19 protein-coding genes, 1 tRNA gene and 1 CRISPR repeat array are annotated in these 20,980 nt (G+C 40.0%); of the genes, 1 reads left to right on the top strand and 19 read right to left on the bottom strand.

Translation table 11 applies throughout. The annotated features are described in order from the left end of the window. Positions 1–30: 30 nt before the first annotated feature. Entirely contained in the window at positions 31–429 is a 399-nt protein-coding gene (locus D8793_RS03465) for an NUDIX domain-containing protein (protein ID WP_125370590.1), read from the bottom strand. Further along, positions 426–2,714 (bottom strand): DNA helicase PcrA, encoded by a 2,289-nt coding sequence (gene pcrA, locus D8793_RS03470; protein WP_125370591.1) that lies wholly within the window; start codon positions 2,712–2,714, stop codon positions 426–428. Before pcrA ends, D8793_RS03465 begins: the two co-directional genes overlap by 4 nt. Positions 2,715–2,860: 146 nt before the next feature. On the opposite strand from pcrA, the gene D8793_RS03475 reads away from it, so the two are divergent. After that, positions 2,861–4,051, top strand: a complete 1,191-nt coding sequence (locus tag D8793_RS03475; RefSeq protein ID WP_125370592.1) for a cation diffusion facilitator family transporter — start codon at positions 2,861–2,863, stop codon at positions 4,049–4,051. 7 nt (positions 4,052–4,058) lie between these two features. On the opposite strand, the gene D8793_RS03480 is transcribed toward D8793_RS03475, so the two are convergent. The 17 genes from D8793_RS03480 to D8793_RS03560 all read right to left on the bottom strand — a co-directional run bounded on the left by D8793_RS03480 (position 4,059) and on the right by D8793_RS03560 (position 20,878). Continuing rightward, positions 4,059–4,907 (bottom strand): amino acid ABC transporter substrate-binding protein, encoded by an 849-nt coding sequence (locus D8793_RS03480; RefSeq protein WP_125370593.1) that lies wholly within the window; start codon positions 4,905–4,907, stop codon positions 4,059–4,061. 11 nt (positions 4,908–4,918) lie between these two features. Continuing rightward, a complete protein-coding gene (locus D8793_RS03485) occupies positions 4,919–5,548 on the bottom strand; it encodes an amino acid ABC transporter ATP-binding protein (protein ID WP_125370594.1) in 630 nt (209 codons plus the stop codon). An 8-nt stretch (positions 5,549–5,556) separates the two neighbouring features. After that, on the bottom strand, positions 5,557–6,198 hold the full coding sequence (locus D8793_RS03490; protein WP_125370595.1) for an amino acid ABC transporter permease: 642 nt from the start codon (positions 6,196–6,198) through the stop codon (positions 5,557–5,559). A gap of 376 nt (positions 6,199–6,574) precedes the next feature. Beyond that, a CRISPR array of direct repeats spans positions 6,575–8,066; the repeat unit is 32 nt; unit sequence ATTTCAATCCACGCCCCCGTGAAGGGAGCGAC. Positions 8,067–8,212: 146 nt separating this feature from the next. Further along, positions 8,213–8,506, bottom strand: a complete 294-nt coding sequence (gene cas2 / locus D8793_RS03495; RefSeq protein ID WP_002930608.1) for a CRISPR-associated endonuclease Cas2 — start codon at positions 8,504–8,506, stop codon at positions 8,213–8,215. A 10-nt stretch (positions 8,507–8,516) separates the two neighbouring features. Beyond that, positions 8,517–9,542 carry a type I-C CRISPR-associated endonuclease Cas1c gene (gene cas1c, locus D8793_RS03500; RefSeq protein WP_125370596.1) on the bottom strand — a complete coding sequence of 342 codons (1,026 nt, stop codon included), beginning with the start codon at positions 9,540–9,542 and terminating at the stop codon, positions 8,517–8,519. Next, on the bottom strand, positions 9,539–10,210 hold the full coding sequence (gene cas4, locus D8793_RS03505; protein ID WP_185760991.1) for a CRISPR-associated protein Cas4: 672 nt from the start codon (positions 10,208–10,210) through the stop codon (positions 9,539–9,541). Before cas4 ends, cas1c begins: the two co-directional genes overlap by 4 nt. A gap of 1 nt (position 10,211) precedes the next feature. Continuing rightward, entirely contained in the window at positions 10,212–11,063 is an 852-nt protein-coding gene (cas7c, locus tag D8793_RS03510; protein WP_125370597.1) for a type I-C CRISPR-associated protein Cas7/Csd2, read from the bottom strand. Between the two features lie 3 nt (positions 11,064–11,066). Continuing rightward, positions 11,067–12,968 carry a type I-C CRISPR-associated protein Cas8c/Csd1 gene (gene cas8c, locus D8793_RS03515; protein ID WP_125370598.1) on the bottom strand — a complete coding sequence of 634 codons (1,902 nt, stop codon included), beginning with the start codon at positions 12,966–12,968 and terminating at the stop codon, positions 11,067–11,069. After that, entirely contained in the window at positions 12,968–13,696 is a 729-nt protein-coding gene (gene cas5c / locus D8793_RS03520; protein WP_125370599.1) for a type I-C CRISPR-associated protein Cas5c, read from the bottom strand. The genes cas8c and cas5c overlap by 1 nt, the downstream gene beginning before the upstream one ends. A gap of 245 nt (positions 13,697–13,941) precedes the next feature. Then, positions 13,942–16,356 carry a CRISPR-associated helicase Cas3' gene (gene cas3 / locus D8793_RS03525; RefSeq protein ID WP_185760992.1) on the bottom strand — a complete coding sequence of 805 codons (2,415 nt, stop codon included), beginning with the start codon at positions 16,354–16,356 and terminating at the stop codon, positions 13,942–13,944. An 818-nt stretch (positions 16,357–17,174) separates the two neighbouring features. Beyond that, positions 17,175–17,246: transfer RNA gene (locus D8793_RS03530), tRNA-Arg, on the bottom strand. A 40-nt stretch (positions 17,247–17,286) separates the two neighbouring features. Further along, positions 17,287–17,634: a 50S ribosomal protein L19 gene (gene rplS, locus D8793_RS03535; protein ID WP_005590628.1), complete on the bottom strand. Its 348-nt coding sequence runs from the start codon at positions 17,632–17,634 to the stop codon at positions 17,287–17,289. Between the two features lie 118 nt (positions 17,635–17,752). Continuing rightward, positions 17,753–18,079, bottom strand: coding sequence for a fluoride efflux transporter CrcB (gene crcB / locus D8793_RS03540; protein WP_185760993.1), 327 nt, complete (start codon positions 18,077–18,079; stop codon positions 17,753–17,755). After that, positions 18,076–18,450, bottom strand: a complete 375-nt coding sequence (gene crcB, locus D8793_RS03545) for a fluoride efflux transporter CrcB (protein WP_125370602.1) — start codon at positions 18,448–18,450, stop codon at positions 18,076–18,078. The genes crcB (D8793_RS03540) and crcB (D8793_RS03545) overlap by 4 nt, the downstream gene beginning before the upstream one ends. Further along, entirely contained in the window at positions 18,447–18,713 is a 267-nt protein-coding gene (locus D8793_RS03550; protein WP_125370603.1) for a chorismate mutase, read from the bottom strand. The genes crcB (D8793_RS03545) and D8793_RS03550 overlap by 4 nt, the downstream gene beginning before the upstream one ends. A gap of 218 nt (positions 18,714–18,931) precedes the next feature. Continuing rightward, on the bottom strand, positions 18,932–20,314 hold the full coding sequence (sufB, locus tag D8793_RS03555) for a Fe-S cluster assembly protein SufB (protein WP_125370604.1): 1,383 nt from the start codon (positions 20,312–20,314) through the stop codon (positions 18,932–18,934). Between the two features lie 123 nt (positions 20,315–20,437). After that, positions 20,438–20,878: a flavodoxin gene (locus D8793_RS03560; RefSeq protein ID WP_037586414.1), complete on the bottom strand. Its 441-nt coding sequence runs from the start codon at positions 20,876–20,878 to the stop codon at positions 20,438–20,440. Positions 20,879–20,980: the final 102 nt, after the last annotated feature.

Consider the following 20,980-nt stretch of genomic DNA (forward strand, 5'->3'; position numbering starts at 1 on the left):
TTATCAAAAGAAATAAAGAGAAGCTATATCTTATAGCTTCTCAGATATCATCTCAAAAGTCGCTTGATTGCTAGGCCAGTACAGCTGTGACGAAACCTTGTCTAAAGCTACCCACTGAGCTCCCACATGCTCATCAGAAATCTGGATTTCCTTCTGCTCAATCAGAACTAGAAAGAGATTTTTGTGAATGGTCAGATTTTCATCAATCTTTACCATAAAATCTCCAAGACTCGTCAGGTTTGAACGATGTAAGAGCAAGCCAGTCTCTTCTTTTATTTCACGAAGGCAGGCCTCTTCTGGACTCTCACCGCTCTCAATCCCACCAGTAATGGGCTTCCAAAAGGAAAACTTTTCATCCTCAACTTTCAAGAGCAGGATTTCTCGCTCCTCTGGATGATAGATCCAGGATTCAATCAACTGCCTCATCATGATTTTTTCTCAATCGGTGCTATGCTGGCCAGCACTTTCTTCAGACCGACTTCTGGGAAATTGATCTTAAGTTCTTGACTATTTCCGCTGCCAGAGACTGCCAGCACTGTCCCATCGCCCCATTTCTTATGGTGGGCAATATCCCCGATAGCCCAAGCAACTTCCGGCTTAGATGGCTGGTTCTGACCGCTCTTTCCAAAAGGCAGACTGCCTGTAGAAATCGAATGAGGTGCCGACTGGCGCTTCCGCTCCTGCAGGGCTTGAGCCAGACTCATACCCTGACCGAATTTGTTAGTATCGCTATTGGTATAACTGACCTTAAAGGAGCTGTTTGCCGGTCGAGCCAGTCCCTGATAGTTTAGCAAATCTGAACTGATTTCTCTCAAGAAACGGGTCGGCTGGTTGTAGTTGGTACGACCATATAGCAGACGAGAATTAGCATTGGTTAGATAGAGAATCCTCTCAGCCCGGGTGATACCGACATAGGCCAGACGCCGCTCCTCTTCCAGCTCATCCTCATCTTCAGAAGCCCGACTTAGAGGGAAGACATTTTCCTCCATTCCAACCAGAAAGACGACTGGAAATTCCAATCCCTTGGCTGCGTGGAGGGTCATCAGAGTCACTTCGGAACTCTCCGGATCCCCGTCATCTGTGTCTGCAATCAAGGCCAAGTCATTGAGAAAACGGCTGAGCTTATCCAGCCCCGTCTCATCAGCAGGATTGTCTGGATTTTCGTCAAAGTTCTTGGTTACAGACAGGAATTCTTCGATATTTTCAATCCGTGCTTGGCTTTCCAAGGTTGCCTGAGCTGCCAAGGCGGCTGAGTAACCTGTTTTTTTCAGAACAAGCTCGACTAGTTCAGTCACGCTATAGTCATCCAAACGATCCCGCAAGTCGAGTATCAGATTGGCAAACTCATAAACTGCCTGAGCCGCCTTGCCCTTTACTGGTGACAGCATGATATTAGCTGACGCCTCCAGCAAAGAGATTTCCTGACTGGCCGCAAAATTTCGAATCTTATCAACAGTACCAGGTCCAACACCCCGCTTGGGCTCATTAACCACGCGCTCATAGCTGATATTGTCGCTAGGATTGGCGATGAGATTAAGGTAAGAAATAACATCGCGGATTTCTTTACGACTATAGAACTTGGTGCCCCCAACCATGGTATAGGGGATATTAGCCTTAAGCAGGGCCTCTTCCACCGTCCGTGATTGGGCATTGGTCCGGTAAAGGACCGCAAAATCCTTATGACTGTAGCCTTCTCGGCTCAGCCGATCAATAGTTCGGGCGACAAAGAGAGCCTCGTCCTGCTCGTCATTAGCCCGATAGTAGACAATTTCCTCACCGTCTTCGTTTTGAGTCCAGAGATTTTTAGGACGGCGGTTGCGGTTGTTTCGGATAACTTCATTAGCCGCCTGAAGAATGGTCTTAGTCGAGCGATAATTTTCCTCAAGCAGGACTACCTTGGCTTCTGGATAATCCTTTTCAAAGTCTAGGATATTCTGCATATCGGCTCCCCGCCAGCCGTAGATAGACTGGTCAGCATCCCCGACTACACAGATATTCTTAAAGCGAGAAGCCAAGAGTTTGACCAGCTGGTACTGGGCATGGTTGGTATCCTGATACTCGTCCACATGGATATACTGGTAACGTTGCTGGTAGTAGGTCAGGACATCAGGATTTTGGTCAAAAAGGCGCAAAGTCAACATAATCAAATCGTCAAAGTCCATGGCCTCAGACTGGCGCAGTTCCTTTTGATAGGCCGTGTAGCACTTGGCTACAATCTCTGTGTACATATCACCAGCCATATTTGCATAGGCCACCTCATCAATCAGGTCATTCTTTGCATTGGAAATGGTCCCTAGAATGGCGCGCTCATTCCACTTTTTAGGATCCAGATTGAGATTTTTGAGAATCCGTTTCATCAAAGTTCGCTGCTCACCCGGATCAACGATCGTAAAGTTGCGGTTGTAGCCAATATGGTCTGCTTCTCGTCGCAAAATGCGCACACACATGGAGTGGAAGGTGGCGATTAAGCAATCTTGAGTAGCTGGATTGAGTGTAGCTGCCCGTTCCTTCATCTCCCGCGCCGCCTTATTGGTAAAGGTAATGGCTAGGATATTCCAAGGATTGACCATCTTCTCATCAATCAAATAGGCAATGCGGTGGGTCAGGACTCGAGTCTTTCCTGAACCAGCCCCCGCCATAATCAACAAGGGGCCTTCTGTCGTCTGGACCGCTTCGGCCTGACGGTCATTCATACCGTTTAATAAGGGATTCATCTTCTATCCTTTCAATATAACATCAAACTGAAAATCAATGCTTCCATTATATCAAAATTCGAGCGAATTTGTTATCGAAAAGGCAACTAGCTCATTTGAAATCCAAGTGTGAAAAAGTTATAATAATAGTTTAGAAAGGGGCAACCATGAACAATCATCCAAGCGACAATCTCAAACTTGCCGAACGAGGCGCCCTCCTAGCAATTGCCACCTACATTGGCCTATCCGTTACAAAAATCATTGCAGGTGCAGCACTGACATCCTCCAGTTTGACGGCGGATGGTTTCAACAACGTCTCCGATATCGTTGCCAATCTAGCGGTCCTAATCGGCCTACGTATGGCCCGAAAACCAGCGGATAAGGACCACCGCTTCGGCCATTGGAAGATCGAAGATCTGGCCAGCCTGATTACCTCTTTCATCATGTTTTTTGTCGGCTTCAATGTCCTCATTGATACAGCTCAAAAAATCATTAACAAGGAAGAAACCTTGATTGATCCTGTGGGGGCTGTTGTCGGAATTGTATCGGCCATCATCATGTTTGGTGTCTATCTTTACAATAAAAATCTAGCCAAAAGAGTGAAATCCAAAGCTCTGGATGCGGCCGCCAAGGACAATCTCTCGGATGCTATCACTTCTCTAGGCACATCTGTTGCCATTATTGCCAGCTCCCTGAAGTTCCCTATCGTTGATAAGCTAGCAGCCATCGTTATTACGTTTTTCATTCTAAAAACAGCCTATGATATCTTTATAGAGTCCTCTTTCAGCCTGTCAGATGGCTTTGATCAGGACCTTTTAGACGATTACAAGCGTGCTATTCTGGAAATCCCTAAAATCACACGTGTCAAGTCCCAGCGTGGTCGGACCTATGGTAGCAATATCTATCTGGATATTATACTGGAAATGAATCCTGACCTCTCCGTCTTTGAAAGTCACGAAATCGCTGATCAGGTGGAGGATATGCTCAAGGAGAACTTTGGCGTCTTTGACATTGATATTCATATTGAGCCAGCTCCGATTCCTGAAGATGAGATTCTGGACAATGTTTATCAAAAGCTCCTGATGCGTGAGCAATTAGTCGACCAAGGCAGTCAATTGGAGGCGCTTCTTTCCTCTGATTTTGTCTACATTTCCCAAGATGGTCGCAAGCTAAATAAAGAGGAATTTCAACTAGAGAGAGCCCAAACTTCTCCTATCAAAAATTTAGAAATTACATCTGTCAGCCAAAAGACCAAGCTGATTCGCTATCAAATCGGGGATGTCATCCATACCAGCCTCTGGCGCCGCCACGAAGTCTGGCAAAATATCTTTCACCAAGAAACACGAAAAAACAACTAGCTTTCTGCTAGTTGTTTTTATATGCTTTCACTTGGTCTGTCGCAATATCCTCTCCAAACCACTTCTCAGCGATTTTCTGGAATTTTCCCTCCTGGTATAATTTTCCAAAAGCAGTATTTACTTTTTCAACTAAAGTACGGTCCGCCTTTCTAGCCCCGACCGCAAAGTCCTCGCTCTCAAATCCAACGGAAAAGACTGAATACTGATCTAAAATTCCTTCTTCTGTCAGATAATAATTGGCATAAACACGGTCAATCAAGAGACCATCAATCCGGTCGTTTTGCAAGTCAATCAACGCCTCGTTAAAGCTCTGGTACTGAGTCGCTGTATGATTTTTGACAATGGTTTTCAAAATTTCAGGATTGCTTTCAAACGCTACGTAGCCAGAAGATCCTGCTTGTGCACCCAATACTTTTCCTGCCATATCACTGGCCTGTGAGATATGAGAGGACTTTTTGCTGACCAAAACCTGTTCATTTTTCATATAAGGATTGGTAAATTCTACCTTTTCCCTTCTCTCATCCGTCGCGGAATAGCCATTCCAGATGAGGTCAATCGTACCGTTGGTCAACTCTGTTTCCTTCATATCCCAATCAATCGGCTGCCATTTCACCTTAATTCCATATTCCTCAAAAACAGCGTTGGCCAAATCAATGTCAAATCCTGCATAAGTGCCATCTTTTTGCTCAAATCCCATGGGGACAAAGGTATTATCAAAGCCGATTGTAATCTGTTTTTTCTCCCCATACTTGCTCCAGTTGTCTAGGCTGGGGTCACTGACATTGGAACTACAACCACCGAGCAGAAAAGTTAGGAGCAAGGTCAAACAGGCCAAAAGAATATTCTTTAGTTTCATCTGGGCCTCCCTTATTTTGGTGTGACTTTGAGAATAGAATCCGCAATGTTTTCCGCAAACTGTAAATCATGTGTGACCACAATCTGTGTCATCCCCATTTCTCGATTTTGGAGGATGAGTTTTTCTACTTCCAAGCGTAAGGCAGGATCCAAAGCAGAAGTCGGCTCATCGTATCCGATAATCTCTGGGTTGATCATCATAGCACGAGCCAAAGCGACCCGCTGTTTTTGCCCGCCTGACAGCGAATAAGGATAGGCCTTGGCATGCTCGGACAAGCCTAAGCGGGCCAATAAGGCCTGCGCCTTCTCTTCAGCTTCTTCTTTGGAAATGTTTATTGTATATATTGGTGATAAAGTCAAATTTTCCAAGACAGATAAATGAGGAAAGAGCTGAAAATCTTGAAAAACAAAGCCTAGAAGATTGCGCTTTTCAAGCTCTGCGACATCCAAAATCTCTCCATTATAAATCACTTGTCCCGAATCAATTGTCTCCAAGCCTGCCAGCATACGTAGAAGAGTCGTCTTCCCTCCACCCGAAGGTCCAACAATGGCCAATACTTGCTTTTCAGACACAATCAAATTAAAATCCTTTAGAATCTGCTTATCACCAAATTTTTTACTAATATTTCGTAATTCTAACATAATAGCACCTACTTATAATAACTAAATTTCTTTTCGACCTGCTTGGCAATCAAGGTAGCCAGACCGATTAAGAGTAAATAAATCAAGCCTGCAACAAACATCGGTGCCAGACTTGCATCTCGATTGGCCGCCGTACGACTAGCCAAAATCAAATCTGAAATTCCTAAAGCATAAACCAAAGAGGTATCTTTCACCAAAGTCATAACTTCGTTAAAGACACTAGGTAGCACAATTTTTACGACCTGCGGCAAAATAATCAGGCGAATCGTCTGAACAGGAGTAAATTTCAAAACCTTCGCAGCCTCATACTGTCCAGTCGGAATGGAAGAAATACCTCCGCGGAAAATCTCCGCAAAATAAGCGGCGTAGTTTAGTGTAAAGGCAATAATCGCTGCAGGAATCCGATCCAGCCGAACCCCTATACTTGGCAACACATAGTAAATAAAGATTAACTGTAGCAAAAGCGGTGTCCCGCGCATAATCCAAATGTAAATATGAAGCAACCATTGCAGGGGCTTCAAGCGAATTTGCATCGAAAAAGCCAGCATAATTCCCAAAGGAATCGAAAAAACCAAGACCAAAGCAAACACCTGCAAGGTAGTTGCTGCTCCACTTAGAAGACTAGGTAAAATTTCCAAAATATAGCTCATTCTCTTCCTCCTAAATAAATATTTTACCATTATAGCAGAATCTCAGGAAAATACAAGCAGATATTGCAAAAAATTTATAGCACAAAAATCGAAATCAAACAAAACTAAAATCCGACTCTCCTTTCAAGAATCGGATTTATTTGACTATGGGGAGCTTCGTGTCGTTTTGGAACCATTCGAAACAACACAGCTCTAAAACAGATAATCTGGATATAGTTCGTGTTCATAAATTTTGGAACCATTCGAAACAGCACAGCTCTAAAACTGACAAATAACCTTCCAACCAAAAGTAGAAGTTAGATCTTTGTTAACTACAATGGCTTCATGAAAAAACACATTCTGGGAGGGAGCGACAGACAACAAGTCTGTCAGCCAATGCTTAATCCACGCCTCCGTGAAGAGAGCGACTTAAAAAATCAAATAAACTTTATCAGTTTATCCATTTCAATCCACGCTCCTGTGAAGAGAGCGATCTTCAGGGTCCAGAGACGTATCTGCATCCTAATTTTTATTTCAATCCACGCCCCCGTGAAGGGAGCGACCGGGTACATCGTATTTACTTTTCAATCACTCATTATTTCAATCCACGCCCCCGTGAAGGGAGCGACTCGCTGGCGGTGACACACACACAATTATTTATCTATTTCAATCCACGCCCCCGTGAAGGGAGCGACGATTTACCAGAATCTATTCAAAATGCGATTGATATTTCAATCCACGCCCCCGTGAAGGGAGCGACGACACCTCTATTTTAGAAGTTCCAAACGCTGTATATTTCAATCCACGCCCCCGTGAAGGGAGCGACGACAACACACGGTACAGTATCTGCTGGTGCTGGTATTTCAATCCACGCCCCCGTGAAGGGAGCGACGATAGCCAGCGAGCCCTAGGCTATGATGAACCTAAATTTCAATCCACGCCCCCGTGAAGGGAGCGACGAAAGGCGCAGACGGCGACACCGAGAGCAACTGAATTTCAATCCACGCCCCCGTGAAGGGAGCGACGTCTTATTCCCCCAAACATAGCGGACAGTATGCTTATTTCAATCCACGCCCCCGTGAAGGGAGCGACTTTGCTGCAGGCTATTTTTGGCTGGCAGCTTTTATTTCAATCCACGCCCCCGTGAAGGGAGCGACAAGATGAATGCTTTAGTTTTTCATAATGAAGATTGTATTTCAATCCACGCCCCCGTGAAGGGAGCGACTTGCTGCATCATTCAAGACAATCGCTGATAACGCATTTCAATCCACGCCCCCGTGAAGGGAGCGACCCATGCAAATCTACACCCATGTCACAAAAAGTATATTTCAATCCACGCCCCCGTGAAGGGAGCGACGACAGGGGTTTCTACTGTGGGGTGGAGCGATGGCATATTTCAATCCACGCCCCCGTGAAGGGAGCGACGAGCTAGCTTCTTCATGCCGTCCCACAGTTTACTATTTCAATCCACGCCCCCGTGAAGGGAGCGACAAAGCGCTCATTGTTGATACTTTGGGTGATATCGATTTCAATCCACGCCCCCGTGAAGGGAGCGACTGTTTTTGAGATTTCTGATATTGTTTCTCATTTTATTTCAATCCACGCCCCCGTGAAGGGAGCGACAGTAAAGGCTGATTTAATGCCGTCCCATAAATTAATTTCAATCCACGCCCCCGTGAAGGGAGCGACCGTCACGGTACTTCCGTTATTCGCAATGATGATTATTTCAATCCACGCCCCCGTGAAGGGAGCGACAGGAATGTCCAGAGACAAGGAAAAGCGCTTGGCAAAATTTCAATCCACGCCCCCGTGAAGGGAGCGACCTTCTGGATTTTCAATAAACCTAGTCTCTCCCATATTTCAATCCACGCCCCCGTGAAGGGAGCGACAGCGCGTAGTTGCACTGTTTTAGGCAAAAATTATCTTTCGAGGAAAGTAAACTCTTCTAGAATTTCGAATTTTTGCCTTATTTTTGTTTATTTTTTGCGCGAAAGTCCTGCTTTTTTCTGAGTAACATCCATTCGCACTAGACTATTTAAAGGAGTAATACCCCTATATCAGGATCATAACTTGTATCACGTCCAATCGTTTCTAGACGATTTTGCCAGTTTTTTCCTAGCAAATAAAAACGAATACTGTCGGACTCAGTGTCAATTATACTCAAAAGCTTAGCTTTTATTTCTACAAATTCTGCAGGAGTTACTGAGCATTCAAAAACTGAATTCTGAACGCGTTGCCCATAATCAACGCATAATTTTGCCACATGACGTAACCTTTTCCTGCCTTGCGCAGTTTCAGTATTCACATCATATGTTACTAATACCATCATAAACCGGCTCCTATATTAAAAACGGTGGATAGGATTCCAATTCTCCACGAATTGTCTTGGCCAATAACTGTGCTTGGATATAGGGCAGTAACATCAATTTCACTTTTTCTTTAGTGAAAGGATGTTCTACTTCCTGATGTTTCCGCTTTTGCCAGGCTTCAATAAAAATTGCACGCCCTTTTTCAGTTAATATGACACTTCCATTTTCCTTAAAGTCAAAATGTTTTTTGCTTAACTGAGCTTTATTTATCAAAGAAAACACAAATCTGTCAACTATATAAGCACGAAATTCTTCGACTAAATCCAATGCCAAGCTAGCACGACCTGGCCTATCCGTATGAAAGAAGCCAACATAACTATCCAGCCCTACTGCTTCCAAAGCAGATTGGCATTCATATGTTAATAAACTATAGCCAAATGATAACAAAGCATTGACACAATCTAATGGAGGGCGTCTAGTTCGCCCATTAAACTGAAAAGTCTCCTTATCAGTTAATACTAAGTCATTAAAAATACGAAAATATTGGTTTGCTGCCTGACCCTCTATTCCTAAAAGAGAATCCTTGTTTTCAGTTGCTTGAACCTGTTCCAAGGCCCAAGTCAATTCCGTATTCACTTCTTCAAATAGTTGGGGATCAATCCGATCGCGATGATCACGCTTAAAACGTAGTAAATATTTTCTAGAATTTGAAATTTTAGCAAGAATAAAATGTTTTGCATATTCTAGAGATTGTTCTTCATCAGCCAAACGATAATGCTGCCTTCTTAGCAAAACATTCCCATTTGTTTGCCCAACAAATCGACCACAAAAGCGTCCTTGCGGTGTATGGAAGGACAAATTTATCTGATTTTCAGCACATAGTTCAATCAGAGAAGGAGACGCTCCTAAATAAGAAAAACAAACAATGCCATCAATAATTCGATATGGGAAACGACTGATAACTTTACCTTCTTGCTTGATAACGATATTATCTCTTTCACGCGTTAAATAAAAATTATCTTGAGTCAAATATAGAGTATTAAGTAGCTTTTTCATAAGCTATCCTCACTTTTTAATGCTTGGAAAATGTAATTGTCAATATTGCGCGCCTTTTTACTCAAACGCGGCATGCAAATATCAACTAAGGAGCATAACTGACAGTTTTTAAAATATTCAGCTTTTGGAATAAGCTTTTTGTCATAATATTCATGCATTTGGCAAGCTAACTCGGCTACTTCTTTTCGTAAATCAGAGGTGATTTCTATTTGCCTCTTTTGATTCACACTATGGTAATAAAGATAACCATACTCGATTGCGCACCCAAGAGTTTCTTCAAGACAAATCGTTTGAGCAACCAGCTGAACAATATCCCGAGTATCTCTTTTTGGTTTTCCACGCTTATATTCAATAATGACAGGAAGCCATTTGCCACGTTTTCCTTTTAGCGGAACTCCTTTTTCATCCTTATGGAATTCAACCACATCCAATATCCCATAGAGACCAAGCTCTTTTGATGAGACATGCATAGCTCGTGAGGTTATGACATCCTTTCGCTTTTCTTTAATATAAGGATTATCCGCCTTTTGATGCAAAATCTGCCCATGAGCTGTCGCTTCGTTTTCAGCCCACTGCTGCTCAATATGAATCAAACTCCATTGGCGCTTGCAGAATTGGAAATGCTGAATACCAGATAACATCAAATAGTCACTTTCAGCATAAACCATTTTACAGTCCTTCTAAGATATCAACTTTCAATCCTTTAGCTTCATATTCTGCTAATTTTTCTTGATTCAGATGAATGCGGTAGTCATCGTAACTATCTTTATCCTGTTTTTCTTTGTCAAATTCAATCAAATCAAAAACACGCGCACTGGAAACATTTCCTAACTTATTAGAATGAGTAAACCAGAAGACTTCCCTCACGCGCATAGAACCTTCTGGACGAGCAGAAGAAGCATCGTTTTCAAAAAGACTAACGAGCACTTCCTTAATAACTTCAGCATCTTCGTTAGAGAATCCTGTTTTTTCAGCAAAATTTGGATTAATCGAACCATTGATGACATAGACACCATAGTCCACAAAATGCTTAGTCCCCATCGTATCAGATGAACGTCCACCTGCTTTTTTAGGTTCGACACCGTTTGTGCTTCGAGTAATCTGTAAACTAGAGATGATGATTGGATCCAAAGATTTAGCCATGCTGACAGAAACCGGTCCACGAATAGCAAAAGAACGATCTTTTAGATAAGTGAACACTTGACCAAACGAACGGACATCCATCCATAATTGATTGGCTTTTTCATTAATTTCTTCATCTGATTCTTTTCCTGTAAATTGAGTCTTAAACCGTTTCTCAAGTGAATTAAGCCCATCCTCAATGCGATCATTTGCTTGTACAAAGATGGTGTGGCCAAAATCCTGCATCCGATTGCGGATTTTGCGCTTGATGGCTACATCGCTGATTAAGCCTTGATTGGCTGCATTTGTTCTTGGCATATTTCCTGACAAGGGATCTCCATTTGCATTAGCTTCCCTCACTTCAACCGTTACCATAAAATCAATCTTGTGTTCCAACATCTACTATTCCTCACTTTCATTTTTTTCTTGTTTTGTATAAAAGAACTGCTTTTCAGCATAGTAACCAAAAATAAATTGATAATCCAAGGGATCATTGATATCCTTCTTTGCCATTAGGGGGCTGAGTAATTGGACAATTTCTGCTCGCTCTTTGTCTAATTTATGAAAGATTCCATGAGCGTTTAATTTCACAGCCTCTTCATAAGGCTTGATTTTATTTACTAAATTCATCATTAATTTAGCTGGCTGGCTGGTATAGGCATTCCAGTACCTCTCGGCATTTGTTATCCTATTAGATTCTTTCTTGTCCTTATTTGGATTCTCAATTTCATATTTTTTCAATTCCATCAATTCAAAAATAGCTAATAATCTTCCGAAGAGATAGGAACGATTAGTATTTTCGTGATCTAACATTGGTTTAAACTCCCTTCCATATTGTTTGTGTAAAATCGCTAAACTTATTTGCTGCACCTGAGACCAGTGATTAGGGTACTTTTGTCGCTGTTTAATATTCGTTTCTAACTTCTTAACGATAGTACTAGGCACTGGATTCCCATCAATCAAAGCTGTTACTAATTGCTGATATTGATCGCTCTTAAAACTGTCATTGTCCAATTCTAAATATTGTTCTCTATCAACACCGTAAGCAGCATTAATAATCTCACTAAAAGTAGGCGTTCTAAATTTATAATTTTCTACTTTAGTTTTTGGTTCCCAAGAGTAATTTTCCTGCCATGATTCCAGATTTTTCAATAATTGTGAGACCTGGAGCTGACGGAAATATTTTAAAGCAATACGACCATTGCTTGTTTTATTTAGTATTGCAACGTAGTAGGTTGCATCATTGCCAAATAATTTTCTTCCTTTGATAAACGAAGACCCTATTTTTTTATTTACTTGGTTCGGTTTGAGGAAAACCGAACTGTCTTTTTGGTCTTTATCATCTTCAAATAATTCATTAAAAACCGGCTTAACAATATCCAATTGACTCTCATTCGCTAAATCATCACTAAACCAATTGATGAGATATTGTGACGATCCTAGCCAAGTACTACTGTTTTTATTTTCTAGCAGATACTTAATCATTAAATGAATTTTTTCTGAAGTTTCATAGCCAACACTAAAAACATCTTCTCGCTCCTTAAAGCGCCCTTTATAGGCCTCTCCTTTATTACTAACCGAAATAATTTTAGCATTCCCCATCAGTCCTCGATGCTTATTGGTAATTTGCTCCGTTCGTCCGCTAATATTACATATTCCCAAATTATCCTGATTAGCTCTTACAAATGAAATATAAGATTGATGTAATTCCTTGTAGCTGGTCACTGATTCATCTTTAAAGCCATGAAATTGTACAATTGAAAATTCTAAGAAATAAGCGGATAAATCAACAGTCTTGTTTTTTCCATCAGAGTCAGAATAGGTGATTTTCAATCCCTCTCTTTGGTAATGCTCACCATATAAAGACTGAAGAATGCTACTTAGAAAATCTGTTTGGAGAATAAAATGCTGAATTTTTATCAAAAATTCCTTGACTCTACCTTCCTCACAGTAAGCAATCCAACTAGCTAATTGTTTATGAAAATCATCATATTGCGATTGACTCACTTCTGGTATATAATAAGAAAACTTGTCTACAAGAGGATGTGGAGCAGGATTGCTACCAGATCTTGCTACAGAATTTGCAGTCACAGGAAATATAATCGTTTGATTATCATACATGAATTCTGCCTTATAGAAACTGCCATCCTGATCCAACTTAACTGCAATAATATTTTTACCATTTGACTTCAAACTAGTATGATAAATCGGAAGCAAAACAGGATTGTCCCCACTTTGTTGGTCAACTAAGCCAATTTCTTCTGCTTTTTCATAAGCTTTTAAGAGAGAAGTAAAAAAATCCATTATTCTTCTCCTTTCTCCATAGCATCGTATTCCTTAAGTTCATCATCAACGGACTTAATCTGGCCAGGTGTCTTAAAGGTATAACTAGATAAAGTATTTACAATTTCACACTCAGACTGAGGCTTAAACTTAATCAACCCATTCTCCATCACTGTTTTTGTAAAATAAGATTTTAATGGTGTCGTTTCGTCTTTTGGATAAGCAAAAGAATGGAACATAATACCCAAATCAATAGTAACGCCATCATAATAAGAAGGGGTGTTCTCATACTCTTCCTGACTAATTTCATCGACTAAGCCAAAGCACTCACTGGTTCCCAAAAAGATATTGCGTCGCCCACCTTTTCGAATAGAACGTTCCATAATGGCTTCATGCTTTTTAGGTAGCCGATCTTGCATCAAATCTTCACGATTCTCATTCCAAATGAAATGGAATTTCACTAGATATTCCACATCACTCAAGTATGAAACATAACTCAAATCCGCACTGTAATCATGTAACAAAGCACGAACACCATGTAGCTCTGTCTGAATTTGATTCATGACCTTAACTTCAGTCACAACATTTGTGAAAGTCGGCTTGTAGTACACAGCATCAATTATGCCTTGGAGAGCTTGCCGAGTAGGGGTACTGTATGAGCTCCTTTCGCCTCCGCCTTTAGTTGCAGGGTTTGTAAAGAGAGCCATCTGTCCACGCACCCTTGCATAAAAATTTCTTGATCTGTACAAGGTTAAAACCTCCTTCTGTGATTCTATAAACCTATCTTAGCACTTGAAACTTCAAAAGTCAATTATTTTCTTTCTATATTTAGTGATTATAAGATAGCTGTTGATTATATGAATCAATTTTGATATAATCTATCCATCATAGTGCTATCTATGTGGATTGAAATTATATTTAGTGCTTATTTATACTGAATTACAGGTCAACGAAGTCCTCTACTGACTCTCGTCGACCTGTTTTCTTTTAATTTTTACATCAGGAAACTTCCTGACTCTAGGGTGATCCCCTTTTTCTCATCATAATAACCATCTGACAATATCTGAATTTGCCCATTCAAATATGATTTTGTCGCTTCAAGTAACAAATCGCGTTCACGAACATTTACAGTATAGGGCTGCAATTCCTTTAAAAGTGCTTTTATTGTTTGATAGTCTTCAACAGATGGGTAATCATATTCACACAATTCTTCTAAAACCAACAACTTTTCAATAGCTTCTCCATACGGAACCAACACCCCTATTGTGTCATTGTTTATTAAATTCATTTTCAATCCAGCAGTTTTAAAGGCTTGTTTTAACTTTCCTTTAAAATCATTACTGTCTTGATATGAATTTATGCTTAAATAATCATAAACTGATTCACCATGCGATAAAGGATAATCCATTGAACCTTGATTATTAGCATAATAATATTCAAAAAAATCCCGATTTAAAAGTGACATTTCAATAGGCGATGAGATTTTATGGATAATATGCTCTGTGGCGTCTTTCTTAGATTTTATTTCTTTCAAGCGTGATAGATTTTCCTCTTCAGCGGTAAGATTGACTAAGATAACTTGACCTTTATCACGTTTACCTTCACGATTGCATCGTCCACTAGCTTGCACAATTGAATCAACTCCCGCATAAGATCGGATGACGCGATTAAAATCAATATCAACTCCAGCTTCAATTAGTTGCGTACTAATACAGATAATAGGTATTCCTTTTTTTATATGCTGTTTTATTTCCGATATAATGTCTAATCTGTGCTGAGCACACATATTAGTCGAAAGTTGATAAATAGGTCTATCAGTCAATCCTTCAAGCATCATATAAAATTTATCAACTGTCTTCTTGGTGTTAAAAATCGCAAGAATAGACTCGTCATTTTCCAGTACAAAATCTACTAAATCTGACAGGTTCGAATGTTGATTATTTTCATCAAATTTTCTAAGTTCTGTTCTTGAAAAGACTGCTTTTTCTTCATGAGTTAACTCAACAATATCAGCAGCTTCACTATATTTCCCACCATAAGAAAGTTTATGTTTGATAGCAGCAGAATCATAAGTAGGCTGTGTAGCCGTACATAAGATAATAGTCGTGTTCATAACTTTATTTAAGAAATTCATGGTTAAATTAAATAAAGTTGTCACCTCAATAGGCAATGATTGCACTTCATCTAAAATCAAAACACTATTCGCTAAACTAGAAAAACGGCGAATACTTGCTGATTTAGTTTTAAATAAAGTTTGAAAAAATTGAACCATTGATGTCAAAACGACTGGACTATCCCAACTTTCTATCAGGTACTCTGGTAATAAGCTCTCTTTTTCGTCTCCCTTATCCTCGTTCTCTTGTTTGTTCTGTACAACATTTGAATGATGCTCTAGTACCCCATCTTCTCCAATAACTTTTTTAATAGCTGCTGCATTTTGTTCTAAAACAGATAAAAAAGGCGTAATATAGAAAAATCTTGATTTATTTTGGTCAGCTAATTGATGAAAGGCGTATCTCATACTAAGATTCGTTTTCCCAGCGCCAGTAGGAAGATCTAAGCGATAGATTCCCGTTGAATCTTTTTCTCCTCTACTCTTAACTCGTTCACCAATTTGTGAACGAATCTCATTAAGTCTTGTAGTTGGATGACCAAAGCTACGATATTTTCGCTCAATAGCTTCAAGATAAGAAGCATTTAGCTTTTGTTTTTCTTCATCTTTTAAAGGTTCAATGAGCAGACCATAAGCATTGACAGTATCTAGTATATCTGCATTCTTCAAAAAAGATAAGTACATGCGAATAAAACAACCACTATAATATTCTTTCTCACTTTCATCAGACCAACTAAGTTTAGACCAGGCTTGCTGGTAATTTGTAAATGCTTTTTCGATTAAATCGTTTAAATCACTGTAACCATGAGGATTTAATTCAGCTTCTAATTCTTGAGCAAAAGGTAGAATATCTTCTTGGTAAGCAAGATTATTCATACATTTTGTCATTCTATGCCTTAATTTATTGAATGCAAATTGTTCTGCTTGAACACCTTCATCTTCCAGAAAAATATTATACATACCGTGGTGAGCTGAAATAACATAAGCACTGATCTCCTGAAAAAGTATCCTATCTTCCATTGGAATACTTGATTTTTTTAAACATGCTTGTATACTTTGAAAGAGATAGATAGCTCCAGCAGATGAATGATCAACATGCTTGTTAGGTTGCATTTCCAATTTATCTTGAAAAGCTTTATTTGCCTTACCTAAATCATGATACAAGCCTAGCAAAAAAAGCATATCCCCTTGTCCTAAAGACTCTGCTTGTTTTCTTCCACTTTCAGCAACATTTGTTAAATGTATTTTTAACGATTGCATTTCGTTCGTATCACGATTATAATGAGCTTTTATCATTTTTACCCTCATTTCATTTAGTGTTAATGTTGGAAAAATATTCCAATCTTAAATCTCTAATTTAATAAAACTTCCAAATTTTAAAGCGCTTTCATTTTTGGAGAAAATAGTTTCTGAAGTATTATAGACAGATTACAGAATACTTAAAAGAATAATGTCTTAGTCCTAGAAAATGAATCCTTTATCAATGCGACCATATAGATTAAAACATTACTAATGACCTATACTATAATTATTTAACTTTAATAAAAATCACTGATAATCTTCATAGGAATATATTCAAAACACTATATTAATATCATTGTAAACTTAAAAACTAAAAATTTCAATAGATTATGAGTATTTTTGTTACTTTCTATTAAAAAACGCTACAACATTTGCTGTAGCACTCATTTTTCATTCTTCTATATCTCCATATCTACAGTTATAAAGACTGATATTACTCTCGTTACTCGGTAATGACAGCAAGCCATCTGACTCCTTTAGGCTGAGGATTTCAACTAATCTTAGAAGAGAATAGTTTTGTTGTAATTATTTTAGAACGATTTTATGAACAATCTTTTGTCCACACTCCTCTTTAATTTTTGTAAAAAGTGACCGCTAATGCTTGTGTGCTCCACTGCAAAAAACTTACTTTCATCATCTAGCTTCCGATAGACCAATCTCTTTTGAGCATGTATAAGTCTATACCCATCGTTTAGAGCAATAAGAAGAAAAAAATCATAATCGAATAAGAAATATTTTCGAAACTTTTGGGGCAGATTTGGGTCAAATATAACAAAAACCCTTGTTAATCAAGGGTTTTAAGTGTTGTTTAATGTCCCCTGCCGGAATCGAACCAGCAACTACTCCTTAGGAGGGAGTTGTTATATCCATTGAACTAAGGGGACTAGAGAAAAACTCTGCCAAGTGACAGAGTCATTTCTGATATTAACGACGGATTTCTTTGATACGCGCTGCCTTACCTTGCAATGCACGAAGGTAGTACAATTTAGCACGACGAACTTTACCGTAACGAACGACTTCAATCTTGTCAACACGTGGAGTGTGGATTGGGAAAGTACGTTCAACACCTACACCGTTAGAGATCTTACGAACTGTGTAGTTTTCTGAGATACCAGCACCTTTACGAGCGATAACGACACCTTCAAAGATCTGGATACGTTCGCGAGTTCCTTCGACAACTTTCGCGTGAACGCGGACAGTGTCACCAGGACGGAATGCAGGGATATCTGAGCGAAGTTGACCTTCAGTCAAGCTTTGAATTAATGGATTCATTTTTTCTCCTATCTTACTAATCTTGTAGTTCTAGACAACAGCGGATTAGCCGTTTTTTTAGTGCATCCATTTATGCACAAAGTATATTATATCAAAATTCTAGTAAAAGTAAAGATTTTTAGATAAAAATTCCTAAAAGAATCGCTAAAAAACCTAAAAAATAGGTCAGCATCAAATAGAGGCTAAACTTCTTCTTATCTGAGAACAGCTCTGCTAATTCCGCATTAAACGTGGAAAGAGTTGTTAAACCGCCACAGAAGCCTGTTGCCAGAATGCTATACAGCTGTTTATCTTGGATATGATTATAAAAATATCCAATCAAAAAGGCTCCCAGTACATTAGCCATCAAGGTGCCTATTGGCAAAGCAGCTCTGCTATTAACCTTAGAAAAAAAGTAACGGACAAGAGCTCCTAGACCGCAAGCAATGAGCAAAAACCAAATCATGCGGTCACCTTCCTTCCAGCCCATAAAGCAATGCAAAGGCTGCCGCCGATACTCAAAGCAAGATATAGGAGCAATTCTGGATAACGGCCTAAATCCAACAATTTGAGCGAATCTAACAGAAGACCTGAAAAAGTTGTCAAGCCGCCACAAAAACCTGTAGATAAAGCCAGTAGAAAACGCTTGGAAACTTGCTTACGACTGAGATAGCCTCTAACCAAATAGACTAAGAAGAAAGTTCCCAAATAGTTGACCAAAAGTGTCGCTAGAGGAAAATGTCCCGTGAATGTGAAAAAGGAAGAGCATTGATAACGGAGTAAACCGCCTAGCATCGCTGCTAGGAAGATTGCTAAAGAATTTTTTACTTCACTCATCTTATTTGCTTCTTCTGAAAAGCACGTGAATGCTTTAAGATATCCGCAAAGGTCGCAAGAATTGGCTCTTGATAATCCTTATTTTCAATCTTGCTCGCAACTCTAGCAAAGATCCTTTCTTCTCGCTTAGGATCTGCGACAGCCTTCCCAGTCGATTTTTTAAAAGCCACAACTTGGCCGACCAAATTCATACGCTGCTCTAGTAAGGCAACGAGTGCGTCATCTACTTGGTCAATTTCCCGTCTGATTTCTTCTAACATCATCTCATTCCTCCTCGTATTCTATCTATCATATCAAAAAATAGTAAAATCTTCTAGTTTTATCCTAAATAGAAAAGGGCCACTGGACCTTAAATTAAAAGAAAACTCGCAAAAGCGAGTTTTTATCCGCAACCTAAAACAGTCCTCAGGACCTTTGGATTAAGGAGAACTCGCAAAAGCGAGTTTTTTATCCGCAGATTAAAAAGGTCCGCTGGACCTTTTTAACCAACTGAGCCTTCCATGCTCATGTTGATGAGTTGGTTGAGTTCGACGGCGTATTCCATTGGTAGTTCTTTGGTAATAGGTTCCATAAATCCGTTGATAATCATTGCTGTTGCTTCTTCTTCGCTAATGCCACGGCTCATCAGGTAGTAGAGCTGATCCTCAGACACTTTGGAAACCTTGGCTTCATGCTCTAGCGCGACATTGGAATTATGGATTTCATTAAAAGGAATGGTGTCAGAACTGGACTCGCCATCCATCAGAATGGTATCGCACTCGATATGAGATTTGGATCCTGCACTATTCTTGCCAAAGCGAACCTGACCACGATAGTCTGTCTTGCCGCCATCCTTAGCCACTGATTTAGAAATTAAGGTACTGGAAGTCTTGGGCGCATTATGAAAAACCTTGCAGCCAGCATCCAAGTGCTGGCCATAGTTGGCAAAGGACATGGATAGGACAGAAGTTCTTGCGTTGCGGCCATTAAGAATGCTACAAGGATATTTCATATTGACCTTACTGCCTAAGTTCCCATCAATCCACTCTAAAGTGCCACCCTCCTCAACAATCCCCCGCTCCGTTACAAGGTTATAGACATTGTCCGACCAATTTTGAATGGTTGTGTAACGGAAAAAGGCATCCTTTTTGACAATGATTTCGACATTTGCCGCATGAAGACTATTGCTTGTGTAAGTCGGTGCTGTACAGCCCTCGATATACTGGATAGAAGCGCCCTCCTCGATAATCATCAAGGAGCGCTCAAACTGGCCGGCATTTTCTCCGTTGATACGGAAATAGGTCTGAACAGGAACTTGGCACTGGACGTTCTTGGGCACATAGATAAAGGTGCCGCCGGACCAAACTGCACTATTAAGCGCAGAAAATTTATGCTCAGCATTTGAAATCACCGTACCAAAATACTGCTTAACCAAGTCTGGATATTCCTGAACAGCCGTATCCGTATCAGTAAAGATAATCCCCAGCTTGGCAAACTCTTCCTTCATATTATGATAAACCACTTCAGATTCGTACTGTGCCACAGCTCCAGACAGAAACTGCTTCTCCGCTTCTGGAATTCCCAAGCGATCAAAGGTTTTCTTAATCTCCTCTGGGACTTCATCCCAACTGCGAGCCCGATCTCCGCTTAGTTTCTGGTAGTAGATAATATCATCAAAGCGAATACCTGATAAATCTGGTCCAAAGTCAGGCATGGGCAGCTTATGAAAAAGTTCCAGAGAGCGGAGGCGATAATCCAACATCCACTGGGGCTCATTCTTGATTTCTGAGATTTCTCGAACAACTTCTTCTGTCAGGCCCTTACCAGTTGAAAAGAGCGGCTTGACATCATCATGAAAGCCAAAAGCATAGTCGCGTTCTTTCATAGAAATTCCTCCTTTATCTAAGGGATAACGCTTACCTATATTATACTCCTAATCATGAGAATTGTCAGAAAATAATACTTTAACAAAAGAAAAACGGCCACAGCCGCTTCCTATATTGTCATTTTAAACTTTACTTACTAACTCTTCCGCAAATGCTTCCAAGCGCTCAATATCATCTTCTTCTGCAGAAAGATCTACTTTGACACATTCTGAACCTTTCACTGCTCCTGTAGCCGCAAAAACAGCATCAAAGTCATCAACAGCCTTGCAGAATTCATCATAAAAAGTATCGCCTGAACCGACCACTCCGTAGACCTTGCCAGACAAATCCAAACCAGATAAGTCTTCGTAAAAGTCCATCATTTCATCCGGCAGCTCACCGTCACCGTAGGTATAGGTCGCTACAATCGTAATATCCGCTTCCAAGAAATCTTCTGCATCGACAGTGGTACACTCGTCAACTTCAACTTCTACATCTAGTTCTCTTAGCTTATCCGCCACAATATCGGCAATTTCCTCGGTGTTTCCAGTCATGCTGGCAAATACAATTTTCGCTAAGGTCATAGTTCCCTCCAAATTATAATCTTCATTCATTATAACACATCTTTTTTATTTTAAAAATAAAAATTCTTATGCTACAATAACTAGAGAAAGTTTAAGAGGTTT

This window comes from Streptococcus cristatus (assembly GCF_003943465.1).
GTDB classification, from domain to species: domain Bacteria; phylum Bacillota; class Bacilli; order Lactobacillales; family Streptococcaceae; genus Streptococcus; species Streptococcus cristatus_C.